Source organism: Olleya marilimosa CAM030 (genome assembly GCF_000518485.1).
GTDB lineage: Bacteria > Bacteroidota > Bacteroidia > Flavobacteriales > Flavobacteriaceae > Olleya > Olleya marilimosa.
In genome coordinates this window covers 1-22,971 of sequence record NZ_JADR01000012.1, presented here as the reverse complement: position 1 = coordinate 22,971, position 22,971 = coordinate 1, and the positions used below count along the sequence as shown (strand labels likewise).

Annotated in this window: 25 protein-coding genes; 10 read left to right on the top strand and 15 right to left on the bottom strand. The window is 30.7% G+C overall.

Annotation, left to right across the window (positions count from 1 at the left end; all coding sequences use genetic code 11):
- Positions 1 to 564: 564 nt before the first annotated feature.
- A complete protein-coding gene (locus M890_RS16190) occupies positions 565 to 1,209 on the bottom strand; it encodes an SMI1/KNR4 family protein (RefSeq protein ID WP_051437539.1) in 645 nt (214 codons plus the stop codon).
- A gap of 326 nt (positions 1,210 to 1,535) precedes the next feature.
- Here M890_RS16190 and M890_RS0113445 point away from each other — a divergent pair, with 326 nt between their 5' ends.
- The 4 genes from M890_RS0113445 (at position 1,536) to M890_RS0113430 (ending at position 6,757) form a co-directional block, all read left to right on the top strand.
- The gene (locus tag M890_RS0113445; RefSeq protein WP_028284030.1) at positions 1,536 to 2,753 is read left to right on the top strand and encodes a site-specific integrase; all 1,218 of its coding nucleotides are present in this window, start codon (positions 1,536 to 1,538) and stop codon (positions 2,751 to 2,753) included.
- Between the two features lie 6 nt (positions 2,754 to 2,759).
- Positions 2,760 to 4,097, top strand: a complete 1,338-nt coding sequence (locus M890_RS0113440; protein ID WP_028284029.1) for a hypothetical protein — start codon at positions 2,760 to 2,762, stop codon at positions 4,095 to 4,097.
- Between the two features lie 92 nt (positions 4,098 to 4,189).
- Entirely contained in the window at positions 4,190 to 4,483 is a 294-nt protein-coding gene (locus M890_RS0113435) for a helix-turn-helix domain-containing protein (RefSeq protein WP_028284028.1), read from the top strand.
- Positions 4,484 to 4,501: 18 nt separating this feature from the next.
- Positions 4,502 to 6,757: a DUF3987 domain-containing protein gene (locus M890_RS0113430; RefSeq protein WP_028284027.1), complete on the top strand. Its 2,256-nt coding sequence runs from the start codon at positions 4,502 to 4,504 to the stop codon at positions 6,755 to 6,757.
- A 39-nt stretch (positions 6,758 to 6,796) separates the two neighbouring features.
- Here M890_RS0113430 and M890_RS0113425 read toward each other — a convergent pair whose 3' ends face one another.
- Positions 6,797 to 8,044 carry a DNA methyltransferase gene (locus M890_RS0113425; RefSeq protein ID WP_028284026.1) on the bottom strand — a complete coding sequence of 416 codons (1,248 nt, stop codon included), beginning with the start codon at positions 8,042 to 8,044 and terminating at the stop codon, positions 6,797 to 6,799.
- A 91-nt stretch (positions 8,045 to 8,135) separates the two neighbouring features.
- Here M890_RS0113425 and M890_RS0113420 point away from each other — a divergent pair, with 91 nt between their 5' ends.
- From M890_RS0113420 to M890_RS0113410, 3 genes are read left to right on the top strand one after another with little or no spacing between them, the layout of a single operon-like run.
- Positions 8,136 to 8,426: a helix-turn-helix transcriptional regulator gene (locus M890_RS0113420; protein ID WP_028284025.1), complete on the top strand. Its 291-nt coding sequence runs from the start codon at positions 8,136 to 8,138 to the stop codon at positions 8,424 to 8,426.
- The gene (locus M890_RS0113415; RefSeq protein WP_028284024.1) at positions 8,416 to 9,162 is read left to right on the top strand and encodes an MvaI/BcnI restriction endonuclease family protein; all 747 of its coding nucleotides are present in this window, start codon (positions 8,416 to 8,418) and stop codon (positions 9,160 to 9,162) included. Before M890_RS0113420 ends, M890_RS0113415 begins: the two co-directional genes overlap by 11 nt.
- 33 nt (positions 9,163 to 9,195) lie before the next feature.
- Positions 9,196 to 9,921 (top strand): hypothetical protein, encoded by a 726-nt coding sequence (locus M890_RS0113410; RefSeq protein ID WP_028284023.1) that lies wholly within the window; start codon positions 9,196 to 9,198, stop codon positions 9,919 to 9,921.
- A gap of 52 nt (positions 9,922 to 9,973) precedes the next feature.
- On the opposite strand, the gene M890_RS16775 is transcribed toward M890_RS0113410, so the two are convergent.
- Positions 9,974 to 10,159: a hypothetical protein gene (locus tag M890_RS16775; RefSeq protein WP_157243293.1), complete on the bottom strand. Its 186-nt coding sequence runs from the start codon at positions 10,157 to 10,159 to the stop codon at positions 9,974 to 9,976.
- A gap of 731 nt (positions 10,160 to 10,890) precedes the next feature.
- Here M890_RS16775 and M890_RS16770 point away from each other — a divergent pair.
- From M890_RS16770 to M890_RS0113385, 3 genes are all read left to right on the top strand, one after another.
- Complete coding sequence (locus M890_RS16770) at positions 10,891 to 11,049, top strand: hypothetical protein (protein ID WP_157243292.1); 159 nt, start codon at positions 10,891 to 10,893, stop codon at positions 11,047 to 11,049.
- Between the two features lie 249 nt (positions 11,050 to 11,298).
- Positions 11,299 to 11,739 carry a DUF6943 family protein gene (locus M890_RS0113390; protein ID WP_028284022.1) on the top strand — a complete coding sequence of 147 codons (441 nt, stop codon included), beginning with the start codon at positions 11,299 to 11,301 and terminating at the stop codon, positions 11,737 to 11,739.
- A gap of 137 nt (positions 11,740 to 11,876) precedes the next feature.
- The gene (locus M890_RS0113385) at positions 11,877 to 12,518 is read left to right on the top strand and encodes a DUF6266 family protein (protein WP_028284021.1); all 642 of its coding nucleotides are present in this window, start codon (positions 11,877 to 11,879) and stop codon (positions 12,516 to 12,518) included.
- A 198-nt stretch (positions 12,519 to 12,716) separates the two neighbouring features.
- Here the strand turns inward: M890_RS0113385 and M890_RS0113380 are convergent, their stop codons facing one another.
- The 12 genes from M890_RS0113380 to M890_RS0113325 form a co-directional block, all read right to left on the bottom strand.
- Positions 12,717 to 13,019 (bottom strand): type II toxin-antitoxin system RelE/ParE family toxin, encoded by a 303-nt coding sequence (locus M890_RS0113380; protein WP_028284020.1) that lies wholly within the window; start codon positions 13,017 to 13,019, stop codon positions 12,717 to 12,719.
- Complete coding sequence (locus M890_RS0113375; RefSeq protein ID WP_028284019.1) at positions 13,016 to 13,258, bottom strand: type II toxin-antitoxin system ParD family antitoxin; 243 nt, start codon at positions 13,256 to 13,258, stop codon at positions 13,016 to 13,018. The genes M890_RS0113380 and M890_RS0113375 overlap by 4 nt, the downstream gene beginning before the upstream one ends.
- Before the next feature lie 188 nt (positions 13,259 to 13,446).
- On the bottom strand, positions 13,447 to 14,121 hold the full coding sequence (locus tag M890_RS0113370) for a hypothetical protein (RefSeq protein ID WP_028284018.1): 675 nt from the start codon (positions 14,119 to 14,121) through the stop codon (positions 13,447 to 13,449).
- A 159-nt stretch (positions 14,122 to 14,280) separates the two neighbouring features.
- Positions 14,281 to 14,805 carry a hypothetical protein gene (locus M890_RS0113365; RefSeq protein ID WP_028284017.1) on the bottom strand — a complete coding sequence of 175 codons (525 nt, stop codon included), beginning with the start codon at positions 14,803 to 14,805 and terminating at the stop codon, positions 14,281 to 14,283.
- Between the two features lie 144 nt (positions 14,806 to 14,949).
- A complete protein-coding gene (locus M890_RS0113360) occupies positions 14,950 to 15,780 on the bottom strand; it encodes a pentapeptide repeat-containing protein (RefSeq protein WP_028284016.1) in 831 nt (276 codons plus the stop codon).
- Positions 15,781 to 16,784: 1,004 nt separating this feature from the next.
- Positions 16,785 to 17,423 carry a hypothetical protein gene (locus M890_RS0113355; RefSeq protein ID WP_028284015.1) on the bottom strand — a complete coding sequence of 213 codons (639 nt, stop codon included), beginning with the start codon at positions 17,421 to 17,423 and terminating at the stop codon, positions 16,785 to 16,787.
- Positions 17,424 to 17,889: 466 nt separating this feature from the next.
- Positions 17,890 to 18,225 carry a hypothetical protein gene (locus M890_RS16185; RefSeq protein WP_051437538.1) on the bottom strand — a complete coding sequence of 112 codons (336 nt, stop codon included), beginning with the start codon at positions 18,223 to 18,225 and terminating at the stop codon, positions 17,890 to 17,892.
- Complete coding sequence (locus M890_RS16180) at positions 18,218 to 18,568, bottom strand: DUF4160 domain-containing protein (RefSeq protein ID WP_157243291.1); 351 nt, start codon at positions 18,566 to 18,568, stop codon at positions 18,218 to 18,220. Before M890_RS16180 ends, M890_RS16185 begins: the two co-directional genes overlap by 8 nt.
- Before the next feature lie 299 nt (positions 18,569 to 18,867).
- The gene (merA, locus tag M890_RS0113340; RefSeq protein WP_051437537.1) at positions 18,868 to 20,601 is read right to left on the bottom strand and encodes a mercury(II) reductase; all 1,734 of its coding nucleotides are present in this window, start codon (positions 20,599 to 20,601) and stop codon (positions 18,868 to 18,870) included.
- Positions 20,602 to 20,653: 52 nt separating this feature from the next.
- Complete coding sequence (merB, locus tag M890_RS0113335) at positions 20,654 to 21,262, bottom strand: organomercurial lyase (RefSeq protein WP_026775753.1); 609 nt, start codon at positions 21,260 to 21,262, stop codon at positions 20,654 to 20,656.
- Between the two features lie 11 nt (positions 21,263 to 21,273).
- Positions 21,274 to 21,870 carry a mercuric transport protein MerTP gene (merTP, locus tag M890_RS0113330; RefSeq protein WP_009780795.1) on the bottom strand — a complete coding sequence of 199 codons (597 nt, stop codon included), beginning with the start codon at positions 21,868 to 21,870 and terminating at the stop codon, positions 21,274 to 21,276.
- Between the two features lie 11 nt (positions 21,871 to 21,881).
- Positions 21,882 to 22,253: an ArsR/SmtB family transcription factor gene (locus M890_RS0113325; protein ID WP_009780794.1), complete on the bottom strand. Its 372-nt coding sequence runs from the start codon at positions 22,251 to 22,253 to the stop codon at positions 21,882 to 21,884.
- Positions 22,254 to 22,971 lie beyond the last annotated feature (718 nt).

Below are 22,971 nucleotides of genomic sequence, written 5' to 3'. Positions count from 1 at the left end.
AACGTTTTGCATATGGAAAGTTGTGATTTGCGCGCAATGAAATTCCGAAGGAATTTCAGCAGTAAGTAAATAAACAACTTCCATAATTAAGACACTAAAGTAAACAATTTTTTATATGCTGTGTTGCCTACAGTTTTTAAATTTTATTTTTTTTGAGTAACAAGCTAATTCGGTTTAAGTCGTTGTTACGTCAGAGTGAAATTCTGTATTACGTGCTTTTTGGCTTTTAATAACTTAAGATTCTAAAAAAAATCGCGAAAAACTATCAGGCTTTTAATCGGTATTTTAGATCCACAATTTGGCTAAAATTCTGAATTGGTTAACTGTGTGCTTTACGTTAGCTAAAGACAATTATAGCTAGCTTAAAATCAGTGGTTTTTATATTCGGTTTTACACGTTTTGAATTGAGTTTTGCAATTGTAGGCAACGGTTTTGTGTATGATTTCGTTGCGTGTTTTAGCAACTAATTTAGCAAATACAAACCGAATAGAAAATCCGCGAGGATTTTCGTAAGTAGGCGAGTACTAGCAATGAATTATACACGGTGTTACCTGCAGGTTTTTATTAATTAAACTTTCCTTTTAATTTTTCCCAAAAACTTTTCTTTTCCGATGATGATTCACTTTTTGGTGTTGTCACCTTAATTTTTGCTTTTAACATTCCGTTTTCATTATGTATTTCAATTAATCTGTCGATTTCATCTAAAATCATCTCATTCAGATTATTCCATTCATTCAACGGTTTGACATTATTGGTTTTACATCTATAAACTTTATTATCATTTTTATCAATATATAAATGAGAACCATCACCCGAATCATAACCTCCAATAAAGAAGTGTTCCTTTTTCGCATTTCGGGGTCTTTCATAAATATTCGTAGTGAGTAAACAAAAAGGTAAACGATTTGTTATAGCATTTTTTCTATTATAAGAAACTCTTAATCCGTCAAGACAAAATGTGGTATTAAATATATGTAATCCATTAGAAACCTTTAAAAATTCTTTATATCCTTTTGGGATTTCTGTCTCTAATTCTTCTTCAAGTTTACTAATCTCATCTTCCGTCAAACCAGCATACATATTATGTAACCAAGCTAAGGGAGCAATGTGTGGAGCTTTTCCAAATAATTCTGTTCCATTCGATTGTTTTTCATAACCGAATTCTGTGAATTTTGATAATCTATTTCTTATTTCTTCGTTTAAGTTCATTTTTTTGCACTTGCAGGTAACGTTTATGTGTATGGAAAGTTGCGTGCTTGTGTGCGAGGATTTTCCGAAGGAAAATCAGAAGCTAGCAAGCAAAGCAACTAACATTGGTTAAGCTAAAAATAGCAATTTTTTATACACGGTGTTATATAGATACTGCACTTAATTACTTCAATATTCAATAAAACCCTTTATATACAGTACTTTACAGGTTTTTAATAAAGTAAAGTAAAGCAACAAAATGCGCTAAAATGCTTGTTTTGTTGTACCTATTGTTGTACCTTAGTACTCGGTTGCACCGCATTTCATCCCTTTAAAACCAGTACTTTATGTCTTCAATAAAACTAATTTTAAGAAATAACAAAGTAGATAAAGCAGGAGAAGCACCTCTTTATTTAAGAGTTATCAAAGACCGTAAAACTAAATTCATTTCGTTAAGCCTAAAATTAAAGCCAAATGAATGGGATGAAGATAAGCAAAAAGTAAAGAAGAATCATAGTAATTCTACAAGGCTGAATGCTTACATATCTCAAAAGGTTGCAGATGCAAAAGGCGAGATTGCAGACCTTGAAAGAAGAAACCAATCTACAACTGCAAGAAAATTAAAAGAGGCCATTAAGGGTAAACCCTTAACGAACTTTTTTGACTACTCTGATAATCTTTGCGAAAAGCGAAAAGATACTTTAGCATATTCAACGTATAAGAATTATAAAACCTATTTAAAGAAATTTGAAAAGTTTGTAGGGCATAGAGAATTAATGTTTGAAGATATTACAGTTACCACCTTAAAAGATTTTGCATCCTATTGCAGTTCCACATTAGGCAATAATAACACAACGATTAATTTCTCTTTAAAGATTATGAAGATAATGTTTAAGGAAGCACAAAAAGAAGATTTAATTCCTTTAGATTTATTTCCCTTTAATAAGTTCACAGTAAAAAAAGATAAGAGTACAAAACGCTATTTATCTGCTGAACAGTTTCAGGACTTTATGGATTTAGAAGTTTCAAATAAAGACAAAGCACAGATTATAAAAGATATGTTTATATTTTCAGTCTTTGCAGGTGGTTTAAGATTTGGAGATATGCTAGAGCTAAAATGGAAGAATTACGATAAGAAAAACGGAAGAATAACAAAGATAATCAGAAAAACAAACAGACAGCACAGCGTTAGAATAGGTCAAAAAGCAGTTGAGATATTAGAGAGGTATCAGCAAAAAGACCAGAAGCAAGAAGATATAATTTTCCCTTTTGCAAATATTGATAAAACCTATTTTACAGATAAAGAGCATAGAAATTTAATAACCGGTAGAGCAATAGCATTAAGCAATATGTATTTAAGAAAAATGGGCAAACGTTTAGAACTACCTTTTAATTTAAGTTTTCACATTAGCAGACATACATTTGCTACCAGGGCATTAAATAATGGTATGCGTATAGAGCACGTTTCTAAACTTATGGACCATTCAGATATTGGTATTACACAAGTGTATGCAAAAATTATTAGTAGTGAGTTGGATAATGCAGTAGATAAATTTATAAATTAGTTTGTTATGGGTAGAAATCCACATTTTTTAATAACAGGAGTGCAAAAGTATGATGTTTGTGGTTCGGAAATGATATACCTAAAAGGTTCTGCATATGAAAAACCTTTTTCAATTCAGTACTTTCCAAATGAAGAGCATAATCTAAATAATTGTGTAGGTTGCAAAAATACACATCAAAAGATATTAAAAGAAGTTGGAGACTATTTCAAAGACTTTCCTAATTGCTGCGAAAGACATAAAAATCTACAAAAGCATAGTTTATTTAAAAAAGATGATTTTAAAGACTTGGCAAAATTTGTAGCAGATAAGGTATTATATACTCATCATCATATATTAAATAATTTAGATCAAGATAACTGGGAAGAAGAAATTAATAATTACATAGAATATGCTATAACAAGTTTTGGGCAAACGCCCGAGAAATGTGGAGAACCACCAGCTTTAAGTTGGTTTATGGACTATGTAGTAAGAATGCAAAAGAATCATAAATTAGAAGGTGTTAATAGGAGGTATAAAGAGCGTCAAGATGTAATACTTCAAAATATTGAAAACTATTTCAAACCTAAAGGTAAAGAGAAAAAAGACCTCAATCTTTTATTAAGTACTTACGATAAATGGTATAAATTCTTTCCTTTTGAATTAGCACTCTTTTCAAATTTAAAAAATCACTTTTCTAGAACCTTACCAATATTAGCAGGAAAGCCGAAAACGAATCCTTATTTGGGTACAGCAAAAGTTGAATTACTCTCTCAATCTCAATTATTAAAATACTTATCTAATATTACAAATCATATACTTTTAAGTATTGATACAACTACACTTCTTGAAAACGAATATATATCTGATAAGACTAAATATTTTTTTGATTTAAAAAAGAAATCCCATTCAGTTAATCAATCTGCTTTATTATCAAAACCGACTAAAAACGAGAAGGAATATATTAAGACAATTAAATATTGGTTAAAAAATGAGAAAGAATTTATAAATGAAATCAAAGAAGATATAGCAACATTACCTGAAAGTGTCAAAAAGTTAAAACAAGATTTTAACTCAATTATTAAAGAGGGGAAAAACCGTAAATATGTTTTGCAGATTTTAGAAGATTTAAGCATTACAATTAACGGTAAATCAACATTGACAGACAGAAAAAAAGGTGCATTACGTGGCGTTATTGAAGCTTTAAAGGAGTCAAAAATAATTCCAAATATTGGTTTGGCAACACTATGCAATATAGTAGCTAATGAAATACAACTAGAATTAAAGTCAGAACTTGATGCGTCTAATACTTCAGAAGATTATAAAAAAGACGCTCTTTCCTACATAAAAAAGAACCCTTTTCACTAAAATACTTCAATTATAAGGGTTTTATAAGGGTGTGCTTTTAGCACCCTATCACTATTGCATTCTTGCGGTATAATTTTAAATCATATATCGTAATGGAAGCAATTATTTTATCCACACAACAGTACAAAGAATTAGTAAATCGTTTAGATATTCTAAACAAAAAACTAGAAGAAAAACAGAAGTCACCTGACGACACATTTCTCGACAATCAAGAATTTTTACAGCTAATGAATATTAGTAAAAGAACAGCTCAAACTTGGAGAGATGAAGGTATTGTTTCATTTTCTCAAATAGGTTCAAAAATCTATTATAGAATGAGCGATGTACAGAAGCTTTTGGATAAAAACTATAAACAAGCTTTTTCAAGTAAAAAACGCAATTACTAATCCGTAAATCTTAAAGTTATGCAAGCTGTCGTATCTGTCTTTAAAGACTTCGTAAACAAGGTTGAGGATAAACCTTTAGAAAAAATCCTAAATGATATTAAATTAGGTGCTTTTAAGCCTGAAATAAGCGTTATAAGAAACTTATTATCTAATGATAGCACAAAGGAAGCAGACCAACTTAAAAAGCAATTAATTGCTTTTACAGTATCAGGTACTTTCAATAATGGTAGAAGTATTGATAAGGTAAATACGTATAGTAAATATGTAATTTTAGATATAGATAAATTAGAAACTTCACATTTACAATTAATAAAAAATACCACACGTTTAGCACCTTATACGTATGCATCATTTATTAGTCCTAGTGGTAAAGGCTTAAAAATTATTGTAAAAGTAAATACAACAAAAGAGCATCATAAAGAAGCCTACAAACAAGTTGTAGACTATTACGAACAAGCATTAAATATTGATATTGACACCTCTGGAAGTGATATTTGTCGTTTATGTTTTGTGTCTTATGATGAAGATTGTTTTATCAATGCTAATGCAGATACTTTTGAAGTAATCATAAAACCAAAAGAAATAGCACCACCAATAAAACAAAGCGATAAAGTAACTAATGATATTGAAGCTTACATATCCGAAATAGAAAAAACAGCAACCGATATTACAGGTAATTATGAAACGTGGCGTAATTTAGGTTTTGCATTATCAGAAGAATATGGAGAAGCAGGTAGAGAATACTATCATAGAATTAGTAGATTTTACATTAAATACAATTATCAAGAATGCGATAAACAATTTACCAATTGTTTAAAAGCGAAAGGTACAGGCGTAAATATTTCTACATTTTACTATATGGCACATCAAAACAATATTAAGCCATACAAAGAACCAATTGGAGTAGAAATACTAACAATAAAAGACGAGTTATTAAATGATGAATATTCAGATAGTCCAACGTTCTCAACTTCCTTAATTCCTCAACTTCCGCAGTTCCTTCAACACGTAGTTAAATATACTAAAACAGACCAAGAAAAAGATATAATGATATTGGGTGCAATTACAGCAATAAGTGCTTGTCTACCTAAAATATACGGTATCTATGATGGCGATAAAGTGTATTCTAATTTATATTTATTTATAACAGCGGCAGCAGCTTCAGGAAAAGGGAAACTAAAATTTTGTAAACGTTTGGTATATAAAATTCATAAGTCAATGCGTGAAGAAGCAAAACTAATGGAAGCCGAATATGATGCAGAATTAGCACAATACAATAAGAACAAAGCAAAAGATGAAAACCTAAAGAAACCACCAAAACCACCAATTAGAATGTTGTTTATCCCTGCAAATAATAGCTCAACTGGTATGTTTCAATTATTACACGATAGTAAAGGCAGAGGACTAATTTTTGAAACCGAAGCAGATACATTAGCTAAAAACTTTAAAACAGATTACGGTGATTATTCCGACGGTTTTAGAAATGCGTTTCATCACGAAACAATAAAATATTTTCGCAGAACAGATAGAGAATATGTAGAGATAGAAGAGCCTTGTTTATCTTGTGCTTTAACAGGCACACCAAAACAAGTTTTGGCGTTAATGCCAAATGCTGAAAATGGCTTATTCAGTCGCTTTATGTTTTATCAAATGCCGACAAGTACTAATTGGAAAAATGTATTTGCTATTGATACTAAAAAAGGCTTAAATGAGTATTTTGATAATTTAGGGAGTGAATTTTTTGAGTTATACAGGCAACTAATTACAAATACAGAAATTCAATTTTCATATACTCAAGAACAGCAAGAAGTATTCAATCAATTTTTTTCAAAAATTAATTTATACTATCTAAATGTAAATCCATTAGAGTACAATTCATCAATTAAAAGAATGGGTATTATAGCGTTTAGAATTAGTATGATTTTAACAGTTTTACGAATATTAGAAACAGGCGATGTTTCAAATCCTTTAAATTGTTCTGATGAAGATTTTCAAACAACGCTAACAATGGTAAAAGCACTAATTAAACACAGTAGTAAGGTTTATTCTAGTTTACCAGAAGATAAAACAGCAATCAATTACAAAAACAAAAGAGAGCAATTTATAGAAAGTTTGCCATTACGTTTCTCTACACAAGATTATATTAGTTTCGCAAGTAAATTAAATATTACTCAAAAAACAGCTGAACGCTACATAACCAGTCTTTGTAAGTCTAAATTTTTAGCAAGAGAATCTCAAGGCAATTACTACAATCCATCAAAAGAAGAAAATTGAGGAAGATGAGGGATTTGAGGTTATCTAATCTTTCTTCCCTTATGTCTTATCCATTATGATAATAAATTCATTTACCATTGTTGTTACATTTGCGCCTTTTTTATTACTAGGACTTGTTTTACTAGGCATTCTTTTATTTGGGATACTTCTTACAAACGTATCAATATGTCTAAAACCATTTCTTTCAAACGACTCAATAGTGAAAAAATCTAAAGGTATTTGAACACCTTTAACATTTCTATTCCCAACAACATAGCATATTCTGCCTTCTTTTCGTATTGCTTTAGAAACATTGGCTATTGATTTATAATAATCATCTAAAAAAGACAGCACTTCATAATATCTTTTTATATCGAGTTTTTTAATTTCTTTTAACTCATCTTTTATTGTCTCTGTTTTTAAAGTAAAATCATTTATTTTGGTACCACCCATTAAGAGGCTATCTATTTTTTTAGCATTATCAAATTCAAACCACTCGTTAGCCCATCTAGAAAATTGCCCATAAGCAACTGTTGTTTTACTGTCACCATAAGGTGGTGAAGTTACTACTAAATCAATACTACCTTCTTTAATATATTCTTTAGGTATTCCATTTACAGTATTAAATTCTGCTATAACTGTCTTGCTGCTATTCTTTATTTTGTTAAAGTCTTCTAAACCCTTTATATTTCTCTCTAATTTATTAATAAATAACTTGAAGGTTTGCGGGTTATGCAGGTGTAACTTTTCTTTAGCTATTCTATATCTTTTAAATTCACCGTTTCTTGTATAAGAAACCTCTCTTACACACTCTGAAAGTGCTAATAAGAAAAAATCTCTAATCGTTTCAGGGTAAGTATTTATTATTTTTGTTAAATAATACAGCTCTGCAGCATTTTCTTTGCTATACCAAAAATCTACGTTTGTAATATGTTCTAAATCGATTTTTTTTGGGAATTTATAATCATCTATAGCTTTTATAGTTTTTGATAAATATTCTTTAATTAATTTCTCATTAAAGTTTGTTGTTTTGACAGCAGCTATAAATCTAGCTAATGGGTTTAAATCTGTTCCAATCGAATCAATACCTTTTATTTTCGCCTCAACTAAAGTTGTCCCCGATCCCATATACGGGTCAAGTATATATTCAAGTTTACCTTTAGGTTTGTAGTCTTCAATTAATTTTCTAGCTATTTGAGGTATCATCATAGCTGGATAAGTATGATAAGTATGTGTATATTCTTTAGTATCACTACTTCTGAAATCCCAATCTTCGGTAAATGTCCTTTTGTATTCTGTTTTTTTCATTTGACAAATATAGTAAAATACAGATTACTCACAATATGTGGGTGCTTATTTTTTTTAATAAAGATATTTTTGCTCACAAATTGTTGGTAAAATGAAATCTGATATACAACTAAACGTAATTAATATTGTAAGAGAATTAAGAAATGATAATGATTTATCTCAAGCAGGTTTTGCAGATATAATTGGTGTTAGTTATGGTATGATTGGTAATATTGAATCTACAAAATTTAATCACAAATATACAATTGAACAGCTTCAAAAAGCTACACAATTTTTCTCTTTCCCGTTTGAAAGATTATTTATGTCTGAAATTGAGGCTAGTAAAAATAAAAGAGAAGTTATTGATTTATTAATAGAAAGAATAAAGACTTATGATAGATAAAACTAAAATCGAAAAAGAATTCAATAGAATTAAGAATTTAGGGTTTATTCCCAGTAGAAGAAAAAATAATACAGGCATTGGTAAAACATTTGAAGATTATTTAGGGGTAACTGAAAATAATGATAAACTGCCTGATTTTGATGGTTTTGAAGTTAAAAGTCAACGTGCTTTAACTAGTTCATTTTTAACTCTTTTTACCAAAAGTCCAACAGGTCCTAATAAGGCTAATACTTATTTAAGAGATAAGTATGGTGAAGAATATGAAGAATATCCCGGCTTAAAAAAACTACATACCTCGATTTTTTCAAATAAGTTTAATACTTATAAGTCAAGGACAGGTTTTATTATAGTTAATGACAAAGCTGATTCTGTAGTTCGTTTAGAAGTAAAAGATTTAGTTACAGGAGCAATAACAGACGACTCGGTTTATTGGTCATATGAAGATTTATCAAAAGCATTGCAAAAAAAATTACAGGCACTATTTTATGTTAATGCAGAAACTCGTAAAGTAAATGGTATAGAAGAATTTCATTATACACAAGCCGATATTTATCTAAATCCTAGTTTAGCTAACTTACTCAAATTAATTGATGATGGTAAGTTGATGATAGATATTCGTATAGGTTCTTACAAAAGCGGTAAAAACAAGGGTAAGACTCACGATCACGGCACAGGGTTTCGAATCAGACCATCTGACTTAACTTTACTTTATAACGATACTTTAGATATTGATTAGTTATATTTCATAAAACAAAAACACATTAACATCTTGAAGGATATATTAAAATTTATTTTAAAACTTATTCTATTAGGTTTAATTCCTGCTTTATTAATTTATATATCCAAAAGTGATTATGTACTAAATTATTTTATTGACAATGAAATATTAGTAACAATTGAAAACAAAGATGCTATAAAGTTTTGGCTCTTTTTTGTTGGTACATTAATAGGTGCTCTTATAATTCCTATAAAACTGTTTTTAACAGAAAAGAAACTTAAAAAACAAAAAACAATATTAAAAGTTATTGTATTGATTAATCTAAAACAAATAGCTAAAGATTTAGATTTAAATATATCGGATTTAAATATACGTGTGTTCAGGGTTAAGAAAAACATTTTTAATGGCAGAGTAAGATTAACAGACAAGCACTTTAATAATATAACCGATAAAATTGAAGGTAAAGGTAAATTGCCCTTCGTAATTCATAAAGATAATATTCAAGGTGTTGTTGGGCGCGCGTATTCTGAAAAATCGTATTTTGTCGACTATAATATTAGAAATGATTATAACTCATATTCTTTAACTGATGAACACTTGAGTCGCATAGGTGATGTAAAGTTTTGTTGTGCTACACCAATATTTAATCGTAATAAAATTAAGTATATCATTAGTTTAGATTCAATTGAAAGGGTGTATAAGTCTAAAGCAAAAACTACTTATTTAAGAAAAAATTTAGTATATTTATCTAAATTATTTGACGATTTTATCTTATGATTAAAAAAAATAGAAATACAAAAAAATCTAAAAGTTTAAAGGCTTCTAGTCATTATTCGTTTGAAGTTTCGACATTATATACTTTTTTAGATAATTTTTCTGATACATCTAAAAAATATAATTCACTAAAAATAAAAGTTGATTCTAACTTACTTGTAAAGTAGTATTCCCCACAACCCAAAACCCAGTTTTTTCGTACCTCAAAATCCTCTGTCTTTTGGGTTGTTCCGCGCGCCACCACATAGTTAGTTTTATGTCATAATAGTTGTACCCAATGCTATAATGGCACATTGCTTGTTTTATTTAAATGTATCTATTTTTAAAAATTGGTACAATAAAAAAGCAAAGAGCCATTGCCAACGCTCAAACAACTATTACGCCAAAAAACCAACCCAAAGCTAAGTTACATAATAGAAGTTATAGTAGCAAAAACCTTTTCAAAGGTAGCCTACGGCGTGTTCTTATGTTTTGGTAGCTATAACTGCTATTATGTAAAATATCCGCTCATCCAACGCTCACATCCGAACTTTTAACCACATTTTGAACAAGCATTAAACAGTAGAACCTTTAAAGGGTTACGTTAATCGATAATAATATTCGTTATCTAATTCAACTGCACAAAACCATCACTAAGTCCAAGTATTCCTTACCTCAAGTCTTTGTTTGTTTCATTTCGCTAACAAATATTAAAGTCCACTTTTCCCCACCACCCAAGTCAGCGGTTATAAAAAAATAGGTTTAGAATATGTAGTACTACGCCATAGCACATTACTTTTTATCGTGCCTCAAAAAAGCAATAAGCTATTGTCTAAAAGTCCTGTATAAGTAGCTTATTTAAATGCTGTTTTATCAAACAACTATTTAAAACGCTACCCATACAAACGCTTCACCCAACGCTCAAATACGAACTGAAACCTATTTTTTTAAGTGTTAATTCCCCAGAAAAGTTATATTTAGGGTATGAAAAAAATGATTGAAGATTTATTTGATTTATTCTTTCCTCACGATATAGATGATAACGGTAATAAAATCGAAAATCCTGAAGGCGATGATTCTTATTCTACAAAGGTCTTCACAATTGTTATGATTGTAATTATAGTAATATTAACAGCTTTAGTATTAAAATAAAAAAAGGTAGCAAATATATGTGGCTACCTCTGCCAGCCGCACAAGGCAGTAAAGGTCAAGCCCTACGGGTTTTGAATAAAACTTTTTTTACAATATTTCTGCTATTTCATTAAACATTTTAACTCAAAAAACTTTTATCCAAAAACCTTGACAGCCTTACCCACGCCACAATAACTATAGCTATCTTTTTTTCTTTTCAAAAAAAATAATGGTGCGAAGCGTAGCGAAGCAATTTTAAATTGGATAGCTATGTCAACTTTTGAACTAAAAACACACAAATCTGGTCGCACTTACTCGAGCCCTCATTTTTTTATCCTAAATAAAGGTCTAAACAGCGGAAAACCACTCACAAATCCCTGTCCAAATTGTTTTGTAGTCAGCACTTCAACAGAAGAAACAAAAAACACATTGTTTCACTTATCTATGATGTTACAAATAGGCGGTTTTTATGGGTATTATTTAAAAGGAAGTGTTATTCCTTTTATTACCATAGATGATTGCAGAAACACGCTTAAAAAAGGTTTAAAATCAAGTGGTAATATTACCAATCAGATGCAAAAACACATAAAAGCTGTAGAAGTTATCAGTAAAAAAGAAAAAGAACTGCAAAATGTCATTGATAAAATGTCAGTTTTAAAGGTGGCATATATTCGTAATTGTTTCAAAGTAATGCAAAGCAAAGAAGCCTAACGCAAAGGCATCATACAAGCCTAAAACAGTAACAAAATGGCATAATATTAGTTATATTAGTAACGAAAATAAGGTTTAAAAGCAATATTAAGTCCGTACCAAATCCGAACGTGTAATTTTTAAATTGTTTTTATATTATGGGTAAAATAGCTCAAGGAATTTTAGGAGGCTTATCTGGAAAGGTAGGTAACATTGTTGGAGGTAGCTGGAAAGGTATCGACTACATTAGAATTAAGCCATCTAGCGTGGCGAATCCTCGAACAGAGGGACAAGTAAATCAGCGTAATAAATTTACCATTACATTGGAGTATTTGCAAGCGACTAAAGATTTTATCAAAATCGGTTATAAGTCATTTGCAACCAAGAAAACGGAATTTAATGCTGCTATGTCTTATGTATTAAATAATGCAGTAGGAGGTATCGCACCTAACTTCACGATTGATTATTCTTTAGCTTTATTGAGTAGAGGTCCTTTGTCTGGAGTTTTGAATCCTACAACCGATTTAACAACCGCAGGACAAGTAAGTTTTGATTGGGATGATAACTCGGCAGAAGGTAACGCAAATGTAACAGACAAAGCGATGGTGTTGGTTTACAATCCAAGCAAAAAAGAATCAATTTACATTCTTGATGGTGCTGATAGAACTGTAGGTTCGCAAGTGGTTACAATACCAAATACCTATGCAGGAGACACAGTAGAGCTATTTATGGCGTTTGTTTCGGCTGATGGTACACAAGTATCAAATAGTGTGTATTTAGGCTCTGGTACGGCAGCTTAATAACTTTAAGTTTAAATACATATTGAAAACCGTTTCTATTAATTTAGAAGCGGTTTTTTTATGCTTATAGATCACGTAATAATGTGGTTAAAAATGTTATACCTATGTTGTACCTATTTTGATAATATTTATTTAAAGTCAATAAATGCAATACTTTTAAGGTGTTATTAATATAACACGGTGTTGTGTGCAGTTTTTTTATTTCAGTCGTTTCTTTATATCCATTCTCTGGTGTAAAATTCTAACGATTTCGACTATTTCATTTTCGACTTTTCTGTAAAAAATCAGATGCGATTTTATTTTCGTTACTCGATAATTTTTTCGCGTTTGCTCTGCGGATTTTCCAATCAGATAGTTGTCTGCAATAAATTCAATTTCTGCTATTATTAAGTTGAAATATCTATCCGCTTGTTCTTTAGACCATTTGTTAAGAGTATAGAGCCAAATTTTGTCTAAATCCTCAATCGCTTGTTGACTTATGCGATATTTGTGTTTACTCATAAGTGTTTACGATGTAACTCTTTCAGGTGTTGTTTTGGGTCAAAGTTTTCAACAAATCCACTATTTTCTCCAACTTCGAGAGCTTTTATAAGTTCTCTTTCTTTCTTTTCTTCACGTTCTAATAAACGTAATGCAGAACGAATTACTTCGCTGACCGAACCATATCTACCAGAATTCACTTCTTCTCTGATAAAATCCTCAAAATGATTTCCGAGTGATATTGATGTGTTTTTTCCCATTTTGACTAAAATTTACTCAAATATACCAAATCTTGGTAACGTAGCCAAATTGCACACAACGTTTATGTGTAAGGAACGTTGCGTGTTTGAGTGCGAGGATTTTCCGAAGGAAAATCAGAAGCTAGCAAACAAAGCAACGACCAAACGGTTGAACTAAAATAAGCAATGTTTTTTACACGGTGTTGGCATTAGTTTTTTTTCTTTTTAGTGTTTACGAGTTTTCCAATTAGAATTAGTGATATAGGATGTATTATAATATTTGCAATATAAGTCCAAGTCGGATTACTCCAAACCGAATTGATTTTATAGGAAATCCAAGTAACAAAAGCTATTATAACAATGAACATTATTATAGCAGCAATTGCGCCTAAAAAATTTTTGGTTTCTCTATGAACAGAACCTGTAAATGGTAAAACAAATAAAGTAATTACAATAATTATAAAAATATAATTTGATGTTAAAACCATCCAGAATAAAGAAGGAATGGGTTTTTTTATAGTAGTGTTATCGTTTTTAATAACAGGACTCTTGATTTCTGTTGTGTTCGATTTTTTAAAAATATTGATTTGGTTTAAATCCAAATTCCGTAATCGGTCAGAATAGTGAGTTCTTTTATAAATCCGATTTTCTAATTCGGTCAGTTCAGTCAATTTTAGAGAGTCCGATTTATATATATTTTTAAGACTATTTATTGATTTTAATTTTTCAATTTTATTATTCAGATGAATATCATAAGTGAAGTCAAAATAATAGTCAGAAGCAAACAAAACAAAAATGGAAATGATAAATAGAGAAGTCCTTAAACCAAAATGGATAGATTTATTTTCAAAAAATTTAATTACTCTATCTAATATTTTATCCATTTTTCAAATTAATGCCAACGTTTATGTATATGGAAAGTTGCGTGTTTGAGTGCGAGGATTTTCCGAAGGAAAATCGGATGCCAGCAAACAAAGCAACTAACATTGGTTAAGCTAAAACTAGCAATTTTTTATATACGGTGTTACCACACGTTTTTTTTGTCAAATCAAATTGTTTTTAATCATAACTAAAATTATGGTTGTTGAAATTCCAATAATAGAAGCAATAATATTCTTGCTAATTAATTCATTTTTTTTAATTCCATAAGTCAGATTTCTAATTTTATTTTTATTCATAAGTATGATAATCAGAAGTAAGAGTAAGAATCCTATAATATTTATCAGAATCAGAGTATTGTCAGTTAAGTCAATTTGGGTTGCAGGAAAAACTAAATTTGTAATCAAAAAATAGAAATAAGATTGAATTAAAATCCAACCAATTTTTTTATTAGTAAAAATTCCGACTATTGGAATTAATAGTATTATAGAAGGTCTTAAATAACTGTTAGTTGTAATAATATAAAAATAGTCAGTTAATTTGTTTTCACTATTACCAATGGAGACATTGTAGTGTTCAATTATTTTTAATATTCCATGAGTCAGTAAAAATATAAATAAACACACTATTAATAGCTTAATTATTAATATCAGGTAATTTTCTTTTATATTTTCTGCGGTTAATTTCAAATGTGTGGTAACGTTGATGTGTATGATTAGTGGCGTGTTTAAGCACCTAATTTAGCAAATATAAACGGAATAGAAAATCCGCAAGGATTTTCGTAAGTAGGCGAGAATTAGCCATTAATTATACACTGTGTTGTAGCACGTATTTTATTCCGACATGGCATACAATTCTGTTTCAATTGTTTTTAATTTTTCAAATTTCACATTTGGCGCGAAGTTGCATTTGCTTAAATCCAAATTCTTATCGAAAGAGACATATTCCAGATTTGCTTCACTAAAGTCGATATTTATCATTTCATTCATGAATTGTTTTTTGTTTATTCTGTTGAATATCAAATTTGGTTCATATTCCATATTAGAATGTTTTTTAAACCATGGACTATTTACCTTGCCAATAAACTTACAGTCCTTAAATCTGCTCCCGTCGAAGTTAGCCGCAAATAAATTACAGTTGTCAAATAAACAATTGTCGAATTTTGGGAAACTAAATTTAGTTTCATTTAATTGAGATTTTTCAAATCTAACATTCTTAAAATGACCAGATTTTTTACCCGAACGAATATTTAAATAGGAATAAGAAAGTCTTGAATTATTGAATAATATATTTTCAAATGAACAATTGATAATGTAAATCTGTTCCAATTGGGTTTTAGAAAACTTTGTATTACTAAAAGCACAGTTTTTCCATTTAGTATGTTGAAGGTCTGCATAGGTAAAATCAACATTGTCGATATTCACATTCTTGAAACTTAAGCTTCCAGTAACTTGTGTAATTAATTTTCCCTTATACTGATATTCAGAATAAGTTTTAGGAAAACTAACTCCTCTTAAGTCGAATTTACCTTCGAATTTTTCAAGTCCGTTTATACCTTTGAGCGTTTTTACTTTTCTTAAATGCTGAATTATATCTTTTAAGAGGTTTTTTCCTTCATCAGTTTGCCAACGCTCTATTAAGTTTTTTTTGGTCAGAATTTTCATTTTTTGGATATGTGCTACAACGTTATTGGATATGGAAAGTTGTGATTTGCGCGCAATGAAATTCCGAAGGAATTTCAGCAGTAAGTAAATAAGCAACTTCCATAACTTAAGCACTAAAGTAAACAATTTTTTATATGCTGTGTTGCCTACAGTTTTTAATTTTTATTTTTTCGAGCAACAAACTAATTCGGTTTGAGTCGTTGTTACGTCTGAGTGAAATTCTGTATTACGTACTTTTTTGGTTTTGACTAACTTGAAATTCTAAAAAAAATCGCGAAAAACTATCAGGCATTTAATCGGTATTTTAGATTCACAATCTGGCTAAAATTCTGAATTGGTTAATTATGTGCTTTACGTTAGCTAAAGACTAATAAAGTTAGCTTAAAATCAGTGGTTTTTATATTCGGTATTACACGTTTTGAATTGAGCTTTGCAATTGTAGGCAACGTTTTGCATATGGAAAGTTGTGTTTACGAGCAATGAAATTCCGAAGGAATTTCAGCAGTAAGTAAATAAACAACTTCCATAGTTAAGACACTAAAGTAAACAATTTTTTATATGCTGTGTTGCCTACAGTTTTTAAATTTTACTTTTTTTTGAGCAACAAGCTAACTCGGTTTGCGTCAATATTGCGTCTGAGTAAAATTCTTTACTACTTGCTTTATGTTTTTAATAACTTAAAATTCTAAAAAAAAATCGTGAAAAACTATCAGGCTTTTAATCGGTATTTTAGATCCACAATCGGGCTAAAATTCTGAATAGGATTACTGTGCGCTTTACGTTAGCTAAAGACTAATAAAGTTAGCTTAAAATCAGTGATTTTTATATTCGGTTTTAAACGTTTTAATTGAGCGTTGCAATTGTAGGCAACGGTTTTGTGTATGGCTCGTTGCGGAAAATCAGCTATGATTTTCCGCCGTAACCGAAAGATAGCAAATTGCAATGAATTCCGATTAAGGAATTCAGCCGCAATGAGCTATACACGTTGTTGTACCACGTATTTTTTATTCCGTCTTTTTTTGTTTTTCAATCAGCTTTTTTAATTCCTCCATTTTCCAACTTGTCGAAAATGTTATTACTATCGGAAAATCATTTTTGTCAGATTGGTCAAAATAAAAACTGATTTTCGGAATTTCAGAGTCTTTCTCTTTTTGATAAACAACAACTTCAGATTTCACTTCGTATTCCTCATTTTGAGTTGTTTCAATTATTGTTTTTGAGCTATATTTTTCAAATTCCGCTTTCAGTTTTTCATACTCATCGATTTGGTCATATTCATTGGTAAACCTAATAACCAAAGAAAGTCCGAAAATCCCATATTTTTCGTCGTGAGAGCCAAATCCGATTGAGAATGTGCCTTCTTTTATTTCCGATTTGATTGTAGGATGTTTTTTAAATTTCGTTGTATATGAGTAATCCTTAAAATCTGCTATAACACTAGTCCAACCATATTCAAATTCAAAGTCCGATTCTTTAACTATTTCGCTAGGTTTTTGGTTTAAATTAAGTCCAAAAAACAATTCGCTTATTTTCTTTTCCATTTCTGTTTCTTGTGCAAAAATTTGAGAATGAAAAATCATAAATAAAATTCCAATTATTAATGTCAGATTTCGTTTTCTCATATGTGGTACAACGTGTTGCATATGGAAAGTTGTGTTTGCGCGCAATGAAATTCCGAAGGAATTTCAGCAGTAAGTAAATAAACAACTTCCATTATCTAGACACTAAATTAAACAATTTTTTATATGCGGTGTTGCCTACAGTTTTTAATTTTTACTTTTTTATTGGTCAACAAGCTAATTCGGTTTGCGTAACTATTGCGTCTGAGTGAATGTCGGAAGATCGTATTTTTTACATTATCTGGCTAAAATTCTGGATTGGTTAACTGTGTACTTTACGTTAGCTAAAAACTATTAAAGCTAGCTTAATATCAGTGGTTTTTATATTCGGTATTACACGTTTTGAATTGCGTTTTGCAATTGTAGGCAACGTGATTGTATATGGTTTGTTGCGTGTTTTAAGCACCTAATTTAGCAAATAAAAACCGAATAGAAAATCCGCGAGGATTTTCGTAAGTAGGCTAGAACTAGCAATAAATTATATACGGTGTTATGTGCTGGCTTTTTTCTTTTCCAGCGACTTATTTAGTATTTCTGTTATTTTTCCAATTCCGATTATTACACTTCCTTCACAGAATTTAAATTTCGTTCCTACTTCTAATTTTCCTTCACAATGAGAAGTACCATTCATTCCTATTTGAGCTAAAACTGTTTCTCCAGGGTTTACTATGTCGGTTCCGATAAAGAATTGATGTCCAGATGTCAACATTTTAGTAAATTCAAATTCCAAGTGTGGACGATATTTAGATTTTGCAGGCGTATTCCGTCCGCCTTCTTTTGCAGTCCGATATTCTAATTCCGCTATAAAATCAAATTTGTTATTCATTATTTCTCTTATTCCAGATTGCCATTAATTTATCTTTTACAACCTGAGTTTTTACATCGTTATAAAAAGCTTTTATTCTTTTGGCATCTTTATTTTCAATTTTACCACTTATATATTCGCAGTTCTCAATTTTGAATTTCGCGTTAATTTCTCCGTTTTTTGATTTTACGTGAAAATGTGGTGGATTATGGTCATTTGAATAAACTATTATTTGCATATTTCGAACAGTTTTAAACCTGTCCTTAATTATTAAACCTTTCTCTATTTTATCTATATTCGAAATATTGAAGTAATACTCCAATATTGGTGTCAAAATACTTGCAAAAAGATCTTCTCTATTCAAATGTTCATTGGTTTGGTTCGCTTGCACATAACGGTCTTGTATATGAAAAGTAGCAGATTTGTATGTGCAATTTTTCAGTTGAAAACAAAGATAGCAGAAAAGAACCAAACTTTTAGTTTAGCTCTTAACTGCTATTTTTTATATACGTTGTTACCCACTGGCTTTATTCCGTTCTGCTTTTCAATTCCGATATTTTCTTAAATGTTCGGATTGAGCGTTGGCAAGACATACTCTTTTGCAATTTTTGATGGCGTGGTGGCTTTGAGCGAATTGCAAATGTGTATGGCTTTTAGTAGGGATTAACTTGCACAACAACTCAATTTAGAAACATCTTTTCCAAAAGTAATTGCTGCTAATTTGATTCCTTCTCCAAGTGTCAAATATGGATAAAAACTTTCAGCCAAATCTTTTACTGTAATTCCAAATTTAATAGCCATACTTAATTGTTGGATGAGTTCACCACCTTCTGGTGCTATTACTCTTGCTCCAATTAATTTATCCGTTTCCGTATTACGAATCAACTTTATAAATCCTCTGGTATCTTGTGCAGCTAAAGCTCTTGGTACATGTGTTAGATCTAATTTTGATACTTCAAAAGGAATGCCTCTTGATTCAGCTTCAATTTCATCCATACCTGCTCCCGCAATTTGAGGGTCTGTAAATACTACCCAAGGTAATGATGCATAATCTACACTTTGTTTTGATAATGAAAATGCATTATTAACGGCTGTACTGCCTTCGGTTGCTGCTGTATACACAAATGGCGGTGTATTAGTGACATCACCAGCTGCATAAATATTGGAAATATTAGTTTCCATTTTTTCATTAACCACAATATGCCCTCTTTCTGATAATTTTAGATCTATTTTTTTTAGACCTAATTTAGACGTGTTTGGCGTGGTTCCTGTCGCGACAACAATATGTCCTTTTTCAACAATTTGTGTTGTAGAACCATCAGGACAGTTACAATGAATAATAGTATTGTTGCCCTCTTTTTCAAATTTAAAGGCTCTAAAATTTGGAAGAATTTCAATGCCTTCACTTTTCATTTGTTCAACTAAAACACCAGTAATGTCTTCGGTTTGACTTCGTAAAGGTCTATCTGTAAATTCAATGATGCGCACTTTTACACCTAAACGATTATAGGCCATTGCTATTTCCAACCCTATGTAACCTGCGCCCATAATGGTTAGGCTTTCTGGTTTTTCTTCTAAATCGAACAAAGACACATTAGTTAAATACCCAACTTCATTTAATCCTTCGATATTAGGTATGTTGGTGGTTGCTCCCGTGGCTATTATAATATTGGTTGCAGTGAACTTGTCTTTTCCATCTACAAGAATGGTTTTAGTATCCACAAACTCTGCCCATCCCTTGAGCATGGTCAAGCCTTTAAAATCACTGACCACATCCATATATTTTTGTTGTTGTAATGCAGCAACTAAAGCTTTTTTATCCTTGATAACTTGTGCGAAATCAATGTCAACGCCTTTTGGTTTTATTCCTGCAAAATTAGAATGTGTAGCGTGGTAAGCTGTTTCGGCAGCTCGAATTAGATTTTTAGAAGGTACACAACCTACATTAACACAAGTGCCACCAAAATCTAAACCACCATTTACCATAAGCGTGGTAAGCCCTAAACTTTCGGCTTTTATGGCTGCTGAAAATGCAGCAGAACCACCTCCAATTACGATTAAATCGAATTGATTTTTTCCTTTGTTGGACGCTTTATCTGTCGTGCTATCCGAAATTGAATCACAACAATCCTCTTTTTCATTGCCTTTAACAACCGTATACTTACCAATGCTATTTACAGCGTTAATCAATTCCTCTTTATTCAACTTGGCAGTATCAAAAGTAAATTCTCCTTTACCAGTTTCGTGGTTCACAGAACTGATTAGAATACCATCTTTTTTATTGATATCCTTTTCGATATGTAATGAACAGCCACTACAGGTCATTCCTTCTATCTGTAATGAAACAGTTTCTGTTTTTTGAGATAACTCGTTTTTCTTTTTAAATAAATTCTTCATATTAAAAATGATTTGTTTTTATGTGGTGCTTAATAAATATAGGTGATTATTTTTAACAACATTTTAAGCCAATTTTATTCGATTCAAATAAATCTTCCATGGTTAATATCTTGCCATTTACATTGCTGTCAAGCCATTGTTTTGCGGTTTGTTCGCTTGCAAAAAAAAAGACGTGATTGCAAAAGGAACCTCTGATATTGCAAGAGTCCATTTTTTCAATCAAAGAGAGAAATATTGGATATGGATTAGATGATATCAAATGATCGCATTCAATATTCAACTCAATTATAGAATTGTCAATTGGGTCTTGAGATATAATTTGGGACGAAACATCCAGCCATTCGGTAAACAATATAGCGTCTAATGCACACCAAGTATAAAGTGTTTTGCCTTGCACTATAAACTTGTGGTTGGTAGGTGTAATCGACAAACCAGAAAAGGCTGTAATTTGGTTATTTTCATTTAGCTCTCCTAATAATTCCAACAGTGAATCAGCTTTCTCTTTAGTTGCATCGATAAGTGCATAAAATGTTGTTTTTGGCAGTGGATTGCCTTTAAGTAATTCCCTTTGGACATTCACGATAAAATTATTATCATCAAGTTGAATTTCAGATAACATGGTGTTTAATTGTTTGCCCAAATATTGCTTTGCTGTTTTCATAAGATTTATTTTTATTTATTAATAACTTTATAACCCGTTGAATTTATAGCTTTTTCTATATCTTCTTTAGATGTTTTTGTATTGTCAAACTCCACTTCGGCATTAGCTTTCTCATAAGAAGCAGCTACATTAACAATACCTTCTAATTCGTTAACAGCGTGCTTAACGTGTTCTTCACAAGAAGCGCAAGTCATACCTTTTACATCAAAATTTACAGTTTGAATGTCTGATTGATTTACGACAATAACCTCTTTTTTGTTATCTGGATAAAATATATGAGAATAATAAGGAAAGCTAATTGAAATAGCTGCAAACAATGTAATGCCTATTAAAAAGCCTTTGGTTTGATACCATTTTGGTTTTGCATCAACTTCGCAACAGTCATCGGCTTTTTTGGGTTTTAAGTAAGCATACCAAGCATAGCCAATAGCTATTACAGCTAAACCTATTAAATAGGGTCTAAAAGGTTCCATCCAAGATAGTGCAGATGCACTTCCTCCAACGCCAGCTATTAATGCTATAACAGGTGGTATGCAACAAGATGATGCTGCTACAGCAGCAAATAAACCTGTGTATGCTGCATTTTTTGATGTTTTTTCTGTTTTCATTTCTTTATAAATTATGCTGTTTTTCTAATTAATTCGATAGATTTAAAAATGCTAATAAATATCTCTGTTTCATCTTTATTTAATGAATAATAAAGTGTTTGACCATCTCGTCTTGAATTGATTATTCCTGCATCTTTGATTTTACGTATATGTTGTGAGATCGCAGGAACACTCATTTTTAGTATATCAGCTAAATCACAAGGACATAGTTCATTTTCTAAATTCAATAAATAAAGAATTCTCAATCTTACATCGCTTCCTGCAATTGATAAAAGTTTTGTCATTTTTTGAAAACTCCCTTCCATATTATCCAATGCCTCCATACAGTTTTGTAACTGCTTATGGTTGGCTTCCGCTCTTGTACAGGTTATTTCTAATTTCATTTGTGTATATATTTTTATTAAAGTTATTTGCTTTGTCGTACAAACATATAATTAATTACGTATATAAGCAAATACTTAAATACATAATTACGAATTTTGGGAAAGTTTTAGCTCTTTTGGTTTTTAGAGCGTTGGATTTATGTGTTGGGAAAAACCGAAAGTGCTAAAATATGCGGCTGGTTTTCAGCTTGTGGGTAACGTTAGGTGTAAGTTTAGGTTTGTTAAATCCTTACGGTAAATGTAATGTAAACAGCCATGGTTAACAAACTTAAATTTACACGTTGTTGTATATCAGTATATTAATTTTTTTATTTTAACCATCAAAAATTTAATATACTGAGTCCAGTAGCCGAAACTTGGCAAATCAAACACCACTATTTTAAAGAGGCTTTTCGGTCTTTTATTTATAGTCAACCGACTATGGATTGAAGATAAAGGAGCGCCTATTTATAGGAAGGATCCCAGCGTGTTTAAACTAATCCGTTCCTGAACACTTGACTTTGTCAAAATTTTTCACGAACTTTATCAAGCACGTTAATGTGACAACATTCAGATAGTGTAACTCTCTATGATGCCTGCATCTAGTGCTTGGATAAATCTCCAATTGTCAATTCCGATTTATTTTTTGTTTAAACACGCTGGGATCTGGCAATACCCTATATGGCTACCTTTACACGCTTTAAAATATCCGATGAGTTTTGGACTATTGTATACAACG

Bases quoted from the DNA above. Each gene is read 5' to 3' on its own strand.
- M890_RS16185 (WP_051437538.1), bottom strand. From the start codon at position 18,225: ATGAATAACAAATTTGATTTTATAGCGGAATTAGAATATCGGACTGCA.
- M890_RS0113360 (WP_028284016.1), bottom strand. From the start codon at position 15,780: ATGAAAATTCTGACCAAAAAAAACTTAATAGAGCGTTGGCAAACTGAT.
- merB (WP_026775753.1), bottom strand. From the start codon at position 21,262: ATGAAAACAGCAAAGCAATATTTGGGCAAACAATTAAACACCATGTTA.
- M890_RS0113420 (WP_028284025.1), top strand. From the start codon at position 8,136: ATGAAATCTGATATACAACTAAACGTAATTAATATTGTAAGAGAATTA.
- M890_RS0113440 (WP_028284029.1), top strand. From the start codon at position 2,760: ATGGGTAGAAATCCACATTTTTTAATAACAGGAGTGCAAAAGTATGAT.
- M890_RS16770 (WP_157243292.1), top strand. From the start codon at position 10,891: ATGATTGAAGATTTATTTGATTTATTCTTTCCTCACGATATAGATGAT.
- M890_RS0113430 (WP_028284027.1), top strand. From the start codon at position 4,502: ATGCAAGCTGTCGTATCTGTCTTTAAAGACTTCGTAAACAAGGTTGAG.
- M890_RS0113425 (WP_028284026.1), bottom strand. From the start codon at position 8,044: ATGAAAAAAACAGAATACAAAAGGACATTTACCGAAGATTGGGATTTC.
- merTP (WP_009780795.1), bottom strand. From the start codon at position 21,870: ATGAAAACAGAAAAAACATCAAAAAATGCAGCATACACAGGTTTATTT.
- M890_RS0113325 (WP_009780794.1), bottom strand. From the start codon at position 22,253: ATGAAATTAGAAATAACCTGTACAAGAGCGGAAGCCAACCATAAGCAG.
- M890_RS0113390 (WP_028284022.1), top strand. From the start codon at position 11,299: ATGTCAACTTTTGAACTAAAAACACACAAATCTGGTCGCACTTACTCG.
- M890_RS0113380 (WP_028284020.1), bottom strand. From the start codon at position 13,019: ATGAGTAAACACAAATATCGCATAAGTCAACAAGCGATTGAGGATTTA.
- M890_RS0113370 (WP_028284018.1), bottom strand. From the start codon at position 14,121: ATGGATAAAATATTAGATAGAGTAATTAAATTTTTTGAAAATAAATCT.
- M890_RS0113435 (WP_028284028.1), top strand. From the start codon at position 4,190: ATGGAAGCAATTATTTTATCCACACAACAGTACAAAGAATTAGTAAAT.
- M890_RS0113355 (WP_028284015.1), bottom strand. From the start codon at position 17,423: ATGCAACACGTTGTACCACATATGAGAAAACGAAATCTGACATTAATA.
- M890_RS16190 (WP_051437539.1), bottom strand. From the start codon at position 1,209: ATGAACTTAAACGAAGAAATAAGAAATAGATTATCAAAATTCACAGAA.
- M890_RS0113375 (WP_028284019.1), bottom strand. From the start codon at position 13,258: ATGGGAAAAAACACATCAATATCACTCGGAAATCATTTTGAGGATTTT.
- merA (WP_051437537.1), bottom strand. From the start codon at position 20,601: ATGAAGAATTTATTTAAAAAGAAAAACGAGTTATCTCAAAAAACAGAA.
- M890_RS0113415 (WP_028284024.1), top strand. From the start codon at position 8,416: ATGATAGATAAAACTAAAATCGAAAAAGAATTCAATAGAATTAAGAAT.
- M890_RS0113385 (WP_028284021.1), top strand. From the start codon at position 11,877: ATGGGTAAAATAGCTCAAGGAATTTTAGGAGGCTTATCTGGAAAGGTA.
- M890_RS0113445 (WP_028284030.1), top strand. From the start codon at position 1,536: ATGTCTTCAATAAAACTAATTTTAAGAAATAACAAAGTAGATAAAGCA.